Raw genomic sequence first — 10,229 nt, 5'->3', positions numbered from 1 at the left:
GGATTAGATACCCTGGTAGTCCATGCCCTAAACGATGTACACTTGATATCTGCCCTCAGGGTAGGTGTCGGAGCTAACGCGTTAAGTGTACCACCTGGGGAGTACGCTCGCAAGGGTGAAACTCAAAGGAATNNTCGATGCAACGCGAAAAACCTTACCTAGGCTTGAAAAGCTCTCTAAACCTGTGAAAGCAGGGTACCCGCAAGGGGGGGAGTACAGGTGCTGCATGGCTGTCGTCAGCTCGTGCCGTGAGGTGTTTGGTTAAGTCCAGCAACGAGCGCAACCCTTAGAACTAGTTACCAGCGAGTTATGTCGGGAACTCTAGTTCGACTGCCTACGCAAGTAGTGAGGAAGGTGGGGACGACGTCAAGTCATCATGGCCCTTACGCCTAGGGCTACACACGTACTACAATGGCGACTACAATAGGCTGCAATACCGCGAGGTGGAGCGAATCCTATAAAAGTCGTCTCAGTTCAGATCGGAGTCTGCAACCCGACTCCGTGAAGGTGGAATTGCTAGTAATCGCGGATCAGCATGCCGCGGTGAATACGTTCCCGGGCCTTGTACACACCGCCCGTCACGCCATGAAAGCCGGGGGTACCCAAAGCCGCCTCATAAGCGTCTAAGGTAAAACCGGTGATTGGGGCGAAGTCGTAACAAGGTAGCCGTACCGGAAGGTGCGGCTGGATCACCTCCTTTCTAAGGTGACAAAGATAGATAGATGCATCCTTTCACGGGGATACGCTACCTGTCTCACCGAATTAATTGGTGATTCGAATATCACCCTTGTTCTGCTCACATCTTCTGTCAATGGCTTTTTATCAAGACCCCGTCACGCAAGTGATGGGGTTTTGTGCTTTAGGACATGTCTGTGCGATCCTCTATTTCTGGATAGTAGCGTCTTCGCGGTACAATTCGAGCGCTTTCAGCCGTACCTTTGCATAGAGTAGCTCCACTCTCCGCTCGGATGTGTGGCTTGACTTCTACAATCAATCATCATCAGCTTCCCCATTATGGCTGTCAAGTTCTTTCCGATCCTATTCTTTTTCTCACTCTTGGCAAACATCGCGAGGTGTCAGGGCACGGCTTCCGTTGAATCCCATCAGTGTCTGGGAGGCGGATTGGTCGAAGATTTTTCCAGCGTGATCGAGACATCGGATGGTGGATTGCTTATGGTTGGTGTGACGCAATCCAATGACGGCAACGTTTCCGGCAATCACGGGCATGCGGATCTGTGGGTCGTCAAGTTGAGTGCGGCACGGACGATCGAGTGGCAAAAGTGCCTCGGCGGGTCGCAGGATGAATCGAGAGGGGGCGTTATCGAGACAAGCGACGGCGGGTTTGTGATCGCGGGGTTTACCACCTCGAACGACGGCGATGTCCATGGCCTGCACGGGATACGAAACTACGCCGACGCATGGGTTGTCAAACTAAGTTCGACCGGCACGATTCTCTGGCAGCATTGCTACGGCGGGAGCGGCGTCGATGAGGCCGTATCCATTGTTGCCTCGCCGGACGGAGGAATGCTGTTTGTTGGGGTCACAGATTCGTATGACGGGGATGTGTCGGGAGTACATGGCGCTAGTGATATCTGGGTCGTGAAGTTGAGTTCGAGCGGCCAGCTTCAGTGGCAACGGTGCTATGGTGGGGTGTATGAGGAAGAAGTCGGCCGTGTAATTACCACCCGAGACGGCGGCTACGCAATCGTCGGGACAACTAATCTCCTTAACGTCGACCCAAATGACCATCGATCGGCAGACGCCATCGTGCTGAAACTCAATTCCGTTGGCGACCTTGAATGGCAGTCCATCCTCGGTGCTCAGGGTGGCGATTGGGGACTCTCGATTGCGCAAACGAACGACGACGGCTTTGTCATGGTGGGGTATACAATCAATTCTTCGTTTGACACGGCAGCCTACCTCGGTGGGGATGACGGATGGGTTGTGAAGCTCGATGCTGCCGGCACAATGGTATGGCAGCGATGTTACGGTGGAAAAGGGCAGGATATTTTTCGGTCTGTGATCGAGAGCAGCGACGGTGATCTTGTCGTGCTTGGCGATACCGGGTCTTCCGATGGCGATGTTGTTCCGCTGCACACGCAGAACACAGATCTGTGGCTTCTGAAATTGTCGCCGACCGGCGACATTCGTGCACGACAATGTTTTGGCGGCGCGTCCATCGAATATGCGGGTCAAGTCATCCAAACCACTGACGGCAAGTTCGTCGTCGGAGGTGTAACTCAGTCGTATGATGGAGTGTGCTCCGACAATCATGGCTACCAAGATATCTGGCTCGCTACGGTTGCGATCACTGCACGGCAATCCGTCGGTGCAGATGCCGTTGGGGACGGAGCAATCACAACTGTCATCCCTAATCCGGTTATGGCATCCACGACGCTGAGTTATGATCTCTCTACCTTCGGGCACGTCGAGATCGATCTGATCAACGCGATCGGTCAACGAGTGAAATTGCTTTCCGATCGTGACGAGGAGCGCGGAAAACACTCAATCGAGATCGATTGTCGCGATCTACCCGATGGCGTCTATTCTGCTGAGATTCGAACATCTACCGGCATAGAGACGGCTAAATTCGTCGTGTTGAAGTAGGTTGGAGAAATTATCACGCATCAGAAAACGATCTGATGACGATTAAAGACGGATGATCGATTCGATGCGTCTCAGTTGTATGCGTGCGCCAGTCGAGTAGACAATAGTGGCCGGTGTAGCCTTCGCGGAAGTTGTACAACGATCCTGCTGATCGAAGAATGTGCAATTCACCCCGTCCAGTCTGATAGTGCATATTGTTTCTGCCATGCACCCGAGTGACGGCAACGTTTTCGGTTGGTCGATTACGTTCGAACCGTCTCGGATCTTCGTTTCTGCCCAAGCATCCGATCTAGGGTACGTTTATTTTAACAGCATCGATACAGGTTCATGTGGATTGCCACACAAAGCCGTCCGTTCCAAAACGCGCGGACGTCATTGAGTCAGTTGAATAATACTTCGATGTCCACAGCGAAGTGTTCTGTGCAAATCCAGGAGTATCGGTGAACATCAATTAGGTCGGAAACGGCGTACTGCTCTTTCAGCTGGGATCCGGCATTGTGTTCTTCGATCGTCGCAGAGGTCACGGTTACACTTATATGTACGCGAGCGTTAAAGCAGCTGTTCTGAGTGCGTGACATACTTCTACGGACAGCATTGTGCCTCAGAACAAAGGGCTTCTCGATTCGTCGGGTGGCGGCACGTTGTAGCTAGCCGACGAGCGAGGACGGTGACACAACGGGACTTTACTTTCTCGTAAGAATGAACTCTACTCTCCGGTTTTTCTGCCTGCCTTCTATCGTTTCGTTGGAATCGATCGGCCTGGTTTTGCCGAAACCCTGGTATGTCAGACGACTCTTTGAGATTCCCTTTGAAATGAGGTAGTCGTACACGGCTTTTGCGCGGTTCTTCGAGAGTGTGAGGTTCGATTCGTCGTCGCCGACATTGTCCGTGTGTCCATCGATTTCGATCATAGCCGTTTTGTGTGAGACCAAATAGTGCCGTAACACTTCGAGCTCTTCGGTCGAAGCAGGCTTGATATCCCACCTCGCATTGTCGAAGACGATGTTGCGGAGAACAATCGTTTCGCCAACCTTTGCATCAGAAACCTTTGTGTCAAGATTCTGGTGCTCGCAGGTATAAAATACAATGTCGTCGAGCGCAAAATCATTACCCATCCACTCCAGATTGAGATTCACAATACTGATATCCGCTTCGGTCGCGTTGCCCGAGAACCATACCGCAAAGAACTGCTTCCACACACAGGTCTGTTCTGCTGCGACGATGGGATCTCCGAGCTGCGTACCGTTAATGGAAAACACGAGCTTTGATGGCGCCTTCGGGACCAAATTTGCAATCCAAGTGGAGAAATAGTAATATGTGTTCGGTTTGACGGCTATCTGTTGTTTCCATACAGCTTGGCCGGGTTTCTGCGACCCGTTGATCACCATCATGTTGCCACCTGAGGATGTATGGTCGGTGCACTGGGCGTAGCCAAGATGAACCCAGTGCGGATCGTTTACGACCGCATAATAGCCTTCGTCGAGCACTGCATTGTCACCGGTCGAGTGTCGATTGGAGTAGATGTAATCGCTTTGGAATCCGCTCGGTCCGGCTGAGAAATCTCCGTTTGTGACGAGATTCTCGTTTGAGGTCACATACCCATCTGGGCATTGAGCATAGAGATCGACTCCGGCACACACCAGGATGAGTGTGATGAGGTAACGCATGGGAATCAATGTGTTGTGGGTGAAGTCAGGCATAACGTAAAAATGCCACTCATAAATCCTTTCATGTATTCGGATTGAGAAGACGTCCGGATGTTCCGAGGGCTCTTGCCGTAGACTCGCCCAGCAGTATCGTTAGCATGTCACCGAAACATCATGGAACGTACACAGTGATGCAAACGCACGCCGGTAGGGTCTGGTGATCTGTTCTCCTCACAACGACTACGCGATATCGTAAACTCGCAGACGGCTCCGGGGACGAGTGTGCATTATTTCTCTCTGTTACCGTGTTTATTATATGGGCCACCATATAATAAGGAGGGAATATGCAGTTACTCGGTATGTTATTCGTTGCTCCTCGTGCAGTCTGCGTCGCAGCCGCCTGCATCCTGCTTCTCAGCGGATGTGGCACCGGGAAGAAAAAGCCGGTCGATCTCGATGGAGTGATCGTCATTACCGAACTCAATGGCATGGCGAACGATGCAGACAACTCGACCTCGGCCAGCCCCGAAACCCATCGCTATAGTTCGCCAACGAGCACCGCCGCGACGGACGGCAATACGATCGCATCGAGCGACGCGCCGCATTTCGATCGTGTCTCCTGCGTCGTGCATGGGATTCCGGGGGCAAGTGCTTCACAGTGGCCATGCGAGGCCAAAGCCAATAACCGTGTGCTTTCGGAGCTCGTGGTGAATCAAGCTGGAAGCTATGCCTTCCGATCGACACTGAACGTGCACGGCGTACATATTGCGGGCGGGGGACGGCTCGATATTTTTATTCGGACGAATATCCTCGATAGCTTAGGTCTTGCGGTTGGCGGAGGTGCGCTGACATTTCAGGATATTACGCTCAGTCCGGACGGCACGAAATTGATCCTTAACGGCGACAGTACAAGAACGGTGAATCTCGACAAAGACGGAAGCTGCTCGATTCCGTTTGATAGTCCGGCGCCGGGCGTCACACTCAAGAATGGTTCGTATCAGCTCGAGAATGAACTTCGCGTCTATGCCACAGCACCGGGACTAAGTTCGCATGCGGAGGCGAAGAACGTGTCACTCACGGTTGCTCTTCACTAATACTTTACTATTTGTCAACCGTTATGGTATAGGAATGAAAAGCGCAATGTGTGAAACGGTTGGTACCTAATTTCGTATCGAGTGGGGTAAATTTATTTGCATCCGTACCCCGAATGAAAACGACCCTGATTCTCCTCGTGGCAATCATTGGATTTGCCGGTAATATACATGCCCAGAAATTCTGGCTCACGACTTACGAATTCCCTGGGGGACCGAAAACCGGTCTTGCCGGGATGCAGGATTCCGTCCTGTTCTATTCGACTCCCTCGATGGTGTTTCGCAGTTCGAATGCGGGACAGCACTTCGATACGATCTTCACCGCTTCCAGACTATACACGCTCTTTCTTGATCCCTCGCATGTACTCTACGGCGGGGGCAATGGGAAGATTTTCGTAAGCATGGATCTCGGCCTGACATGGGATTCGGTTGTCGTCGGGAGTTATCCCGTCGTCATGTTCCAGGAAGCGGGCTCCGGCAACATCTTTGCAGCGACGGGGACGTCGGATATGGTGGAAGGGTACGTAGGTGATGGCATATTCTATTCATCGGACGCCGGCAAGCACTGGCAGCAACGAAATACTGGGTTACCGATCAAGCCATTTGTCGATCGTCTCGCCGCCGATTCGCACGGACGAGTCTACATTACCATCGCAGACGACCAAGCGCCGGACACGAAAGGCCTCTTCGTTTCGGATGATCTCGGACTCACATGGCAGCATGAGCAGATCGTTATTGACGGTGCAAATACGATTGAAAATACCGTCTTTATTTCAAGTGCGAGCGGGCTATCGGTCTCACCCGATGACAGTGTCTATTTGAGCTTCGAAGGCATCGCGCGTGCAGACGCGTCGGGTGTGCTGGTGCATCTGAATCTCGTAAAGCACCGCGACGAGATTGGCAAGCCGACACAATGGCAACGGATGCAGGTGGGCGGTACCGGTTCATGGTGGTACGATGCGCAACTCAATAACATACACTTCGCTCGTAACGGAGACCGCTATTCGTCACGAACCGGCACGGCAACCTTCGGCGCGACATACTTCATGCGTCATGGCGCCTGGTGGCAGAGCACAGACCGCGGGCTGGGGCTCGATGCGACGGGGATGAGAAGCGAACAAACATTTTACGAGACTTCGACCGGGAAGATCTATATGATCCAGGCATACGACGAACGCCTGTATTGGGCCGATACGAGTACGCTGGCCGTCGACCGGAATTCGCAGAAATTACTCAAGGTCTCGATATATCCAAACCCTGTTCAGCATGGCGAGCAAGTACGTATCGAATTGCCGTTAGATGTTGCTGGATTGTCTTCAATCCGTACAATAAACTCACTCGGTCAAGAAGTGCTATGGTTTGAACCTCGAAGCGGGAATACCTTTGTGGCACCGGCTGCACGAGGGGTATATCTTGTACATTCGGAGACTGGCCAACCTATTGGTCGCTTCGTTGTGTACTAGTCGTACATAAATTAAAAAGCCCGCCGGTTGGCGGGCTTTGTTGTGCGAATAGTATTTACCGATCAAATATCATGTCGCCCGTTTTCGGGTCAAGATGAAATACCTCACCGGAGGCATTTTTCATCAGTGTGTTACCGTGCGAGTCTACGCCGACGATCGACACGTCGGGGAAGTGCTTCAGGCCGCCTTCATACTTGAGCTGCCTAGCATTTCCCGAATTGCCTTTGATGTACTTCTCGGTCCACTTCATATAGATGTCGGTTGATATGAATTTCATATCGCCGGTCGAGGGATCGATGTAAAAATATTGACCGCTGCGATTTTTATAGATCGTGTGCCCGTCGTCAAGCCCGGCGATCATTAGCGGTGATTCCATCTTGATGAATCGCTCGGAGAACTTGATGTACATTTTCGATCTGGTTGCCGTCATCTTGGACTGTGCACCCGAATCGGTCGTCACACCGCCGCGCTGCGCGAATGCAGCGCCGGTGAGCATCGGTACTGCCATGATCGTTGCTGCAACGGTACGTGTGCGGTTCTTCGATGGCTTGGTTTTGTTCTGGGTTGATCGTTTCATAGAATAACTCCTTTGATCGATATAGATGTTCGGATATGGCGATCATCGCCGAGACTCAGACCGCCGCTTCGAGGCGATCATCGTCCCTCTGCACTTCGGGGAGCCACAGTGGCAGGCATACGCGTCGAGCACATCCTTCGACCGACGGCCGCTTCGACGGATTGCGGGGCCGAGTTGGTAGTCGAATGTCAGCTCTTCGCCGCGGGTAATATCTCGCATTGCATAGATATACACACGATCATCGAACACGCATGCTTCGCAGTTCGGTTCGCAGCTATGGTTGATGAAACGTGCGTCACTGCCACCTACCGAACCGTCGATCGTCATCGTATGTGAAAGCGCAAAGATGTAGGTGTGTGTGCGTTTGCCGGCGTCCATTTCCACGAGCAATGTCGAGATGGGTACTCGCTCGCCGAGATACTCGACGATTCGTGTGCCACGGGGGATCTTGCGTTTAGCAAACACTCCCTTACCTTGGATGCGCGAACGTCCGACGCGGATGAAATCGCGGTTCTGTGCCCTTGCTTGTGCTGCCGTCTTCAATAAATGCTCCGAACGGTTGTTGAAATAGAACCGAAGTCGAGCACGATTGCCTCCCGTGCAAGGTGCACGTTGCAACATGTGTTTTTTTCTCGGATACTGATGATGCGTTGTAAGGGTTCGTTTACTATTAGTGTTTATAGAAACTTCTGGTACTCCACAAATAATGACGCTGTACGCGAGGCAACCGACGTCCCACCCCGTCCGATCTACTCGCGTGGATAGCACTGGTATAGATTCAAACGATCGGAGGGGTACATGCAAAGTGGACGAGCGGCACACCCGCGTATCATTCAGGGTGGAATGGGAGTAGCTGTTTCAGGATGGAAACTTGCAAAAGAAGTCGCGAGCGCCGGCGAACTTGGAGTTGTCTCCGGTACCGGTCTCTCGCAAGTGTTTGCCCAGCGCCTTCAAGATGGTGATGCCGACCGTGCTCTTCGTCGAGCTCTCGACCACTTCCCGGATCGCAACGTTGCTTCGACGATACTAGCCGCTCACTTCAATAAACCCCGCACATCGGGACGCCGGGCTGTGCGTGGTGTACCGATGTACACATTGTCTCCAAGTGACGACCTTCTTCGATTAACGGTCGTCGCTACTTTTTGCGAGGTTTGGCTGGCAAAAGAGGGACACGACGGATTGGTTGGGATTAACTTGTTGGAAAAAGTACAACTTCCGAATCTTGCCTCGATCTACGGAGCGATGCTTGCGGGCGTCGACTTCGTGCTGATGGGCGCCGGAATTCCGCGCGAGATACCCGGGGCGCTCGACAACTTCGCACTGCATCATGCCGCATCGATCAAAGTGAGCGTCGATGGAGCCACGGCGGACGACAACGTTCAGATCACGCTCGATCCCCGACGACTCTTTACAATCGCGTTCGAACCGTTGAAGCGTCCGAAGTTTCTCGCAATCGTCTCTTCGGACGTATTAGCAGAAGCGCTCTTGAAACGTGCAAACGGGACAATCGACGGATTCGTGATCGAGAACGAACGTGCAGGCGGACACAACGCTCCGCCTCGGGGTGCGTTGCGGCTGACAGAGTTCGGCGAGCCGATCTACGGTCCTCGCGACGCCGTGAATCTCGATACACTCCGATCCCTCGGTCTTCCGTTTTGGCTTGCTGGTGACCAGGCTTCTCCCGAGCATCTCAGTGCTGCAGTTGCAGCCGGAGCACAGGGTATTCAGGTCGGTACTGCCTTTGCGTTCTGCGCCGAGTCCGGGCTTGCACCGCATTTACGCGAGGGCATTTTGCGCGATGTCGCCAACGGGCGAGCTGAGCTCTTTACCGATCCGAACGCATCTCCAGCAGGTTTCCCGTTCAAAGTTGTTCGTTTCGGGGGGACGATTTCCGATCCGGATATGTATGCCATGCGTCCCCGCCTTTGTCAGTATGGGTTATTGCGTCAGGCATATAAACGTCCAGATGGGAGTATTGGATACCGTTGTCCTGCAGAGCCGGTCGAGAGCTATGTACAGAAAGGCGGCAACATTGAAGATACGATAGGGAAGAAATGTTTGTGTAATGCGCTCATGGCAAATATCGATCTGCCTCAGGAACAGTTGTCAGGCTATATCGAAAAACCGCTTGTCACGGCGGGTGATTCAATCCGACGCCTCGGTCGATTTCTGCACAACGGAAGCCTGCACTACTCTGCGCGCGATGTGCTGGAATATCTGTGTGGGGTGTGTACGCCAACACCTGCGGTAATTGCCAGTGGGTCGTAAGGCACGCGAGAGGATTGCGTTCGGAGTATCCGGCAACTCGTAGGGATTGGCCCTGTCCGGACCGCGTGTCGGTCTACTCGCTAGAGTGAACGAATTCTTCGATCATCTGTAAATTGTCCCGACGCTGCTTGCGTCGGCGGCTGATTGCCATCCATTGGGTTACAAGCGCGAAGAGTAGCAGAACGGTCGCCAAGATCCATCGCACCTCGGATGAGAAGATGTCGGTGACGATCCCGACTAACAGCAACGCGTACAGCGCATAGTACAGCGCAATCCAGCGCTTGAACGGTGCGAGGTCCTTGAATGTGAGCATGATGCTTTCTTTCAAGTGAATGGCTGCAGGTTCCAACCCGATGGCCGCGTAATAAGTTTGTCCCTACGAAAAGGGGAGTGGCTCAATATTGGCATTATACATCCGGTTATTCTGAGAGCGAAGCGAAGAATCCCTCAATGAAACGCAGTGAGGCTCCGCCACAGGGACTCTTCGCGTTGCTCAGAATGACGTCTGTTGAACATCGTGAAATTGAGACACTACCTACAAACACAAAGCCCGCCAACATGGCGGGCTTTGAGAATT

The 10,229-nt window shown here is 52.8% G+C and carries 8 protein-coding genes and 1 rRNA gene; 5 read left to right on the top strand and 4 right to left on the bottom strand.

All coding sequences use genetic code 11. The features are described from left to right. Both JSS75_13355 and JSS75_13350 read left to right on the top strand, forming a co-directional pair. A 16S ribosomal RNA gene (locus JSS75_13355) occupies positions 1-700 on the top strand; the annotation flags it as partial. A gap of 314 nt (positions 701-1,014) precedes the next feature. Further along, a complete protein-coding gene (locus tag JSS75_13350; GenBank protein MBS1904687.1) occupies positions 1,015-2,607 on the top strand; it encodes a T9SS type A sorting domain-containing protein in 1,593 nt (530 codons plus the stop codon). 683 nt (positions 2,608-3,290) lie between these two features. Here JSS75_13350 and JSS75_13345 read toward each other — a convergent pair. Then, entirely contained in the window at positions 3,291-4,274 is a 984-nt protein-coding gene (locus tag JSS75_13345) for an OmpA family protein (GenBank protein MBS1904686.1), read from the bottom strand. Positions 4,275-4,597: 323 nt separating this feature from the next. Here JSS75_13345 and JSS75_13340 point away from each other — a divergent pair, with 323 nt between their 5' ends. Both JSS75_13340 and JSS75_13335 read left to right on the top strand, forming a co-directional pair. Continuing rightward, positions 4,598-5,347: a hypothetical protein gene (locus JSS75_13340; protein MBS1904685.1), complete on the top strand. Its 750-nt coding sequence runs from the start codon at positions 4,598-4,600 to the stop codon at positions 5,345-5,347. A 113-nt stretch (positions 5,348-5,460) separates the two neighbouring features. Beyond that, positions 5,461-6,807, top strand: a complete 1,347-nt coding sequence (locus JSS75_13335) for a hypothetical protein (GenBank protein ID MBS1904684.1) — start codon at positions 5,461-5,463, stop codon at positions 6,805-6,807. 55 nt (positions 6,808-6,862) lie between these two features. On the opposite strand, the gene JSS75_13330 is transcribed toward JSS75_13335, so the two are convergent. Both JSS75_13330 and JSS75_13325 read right to left on the bottom strand, forming a co-directional pair. Further along, positions 6,863-7,384 carry a hypothetical protein gene (locus JSS75_13330; protein MBS1904683.1) on the bottom strand — a complete coding sequence of 174 codons (522 nt, stop codon included), beginning with the start codon at positions 7,382-7,384 and terminating at the stop codon, positions 6,863-6,865. 42 nt (positions 7,385-7,426) lie between these two features. Further along, the gene (locus JSS75_13325; GenBank protein ID MBS1904682.1) at positions 7,427-8,005 is read right to left on the bottom strand and encodes an SET domain-containing protein-lysine N-methyltransferase; all 579 of its coding nucleotides are present in this window, start codon (positions 8,003-8,005) and stop codon (positions 7,427-7,429) included. 177 nt (positions 8,006-8,182) lie between these two features. On the opposite strand from JSS75_13325, the gene JSS75_13320 reads away from it, so the two are divergent. Continuing rightward, positions 8,183-9,652, top strand: a complete 1,470-nt coding sequence (locus tag JSS75_13320) for a nitronate monooxygenase (GenBank protein MBS1904681.1) — start codon at positions 8,183-8,185, stop codon at positions 9,650-9,652. Between the two features lie 73 nt (positions 9,653-9,725). Here JSS75_13320 and JSS75_13315 read toward each other — a convergent pair whose 3' ends face one another. After that, the gene (locus tag JSS75_13315; protein MBS1904680.1) at positions 9,726-9,965 is read right to left on the bottom strand and encodes a hypothetical protein; all 240 of its coding nucleotides are present in this window, start codon (positions 9,963-9,965) and stop codon (positions 9,726-9,728) included. Positions 9,966-10,229: the final 264 nt, after the last annotated feature.

It is taken from the genome of Bacteroidota bacterium (genome assembly GCA_018266755.1).
Taxonomy (GTDB): domain Bacteria; phylum Bacteroidota; class Ignavibacteria; order Palsa-1295; family Palsa-1295; genus JAFDZW01.
The sequence above is the reverse complement of the archived record's forward strand: the minus strand, read 5'-3'. Positions and strand labels throughout refer to the sequence as shown.

Excerpts from the sequence above, each read along its gene's own strand:
- JSS75_13350 (MBS1904687.1), top strand. The coding sequence starts at position 1,015 with ATGGCTGTCAAGTTCTTTCCGATCCTATTCTTTTTCTCACTCTTGGCA.
- JSS75_13345 (MBS1904686.1), bottom strand. The coding sequence starts at position 4,274 with ATGCGTTACCTCATCACACTCATCCTGGTGTGTGCCGGAGTCGATCTC.
- JSS75_13340 (MBS1904685.1), top strand. The coding sequence starts at position 4,598 with ATGCAGTTACTCGGTATGTTATTCGTTGCTCCTCGTGCAGTCTGCGTC.
- JSS75_13335 (MBS1904684.1), top strand. The coding sequence starts at position 5,461 with ATGAAAACGACCCTGATTCTCCTCGTGGCAATCATTGGATTTGCCGGT.
- JSS75_13330 (MBS1904683.1), bottom strand. The coding sequence starts at position 7,384 with ATGAAACGATCAACCCAGAACAAAACCAAGCCATCGAAGAACCGCACA.
- JSS75_13325 (MBS1904682.1), bottom strand. The coding sequence starts at position 8,005 with ATGTTGCAACGTGCACCTTGCACGGGAGGCAATCGTGCTCGACTTCGG.
- JSS75_13320 (MBS1904681.1), top strand. The coding sequence starts at position 8,183 with ATGCAAAGTGGACGAGCGGCACACCCGCGTATCATTCAGGGTGGAATG.
- JSS75_13315 (MBS1904680.1), bottom strand. The coding sequence starts at position 9,965 with ATGCTCACATTCAAGGACCTCGCACCGTTCAAGCGCTGGATTGCGCTG.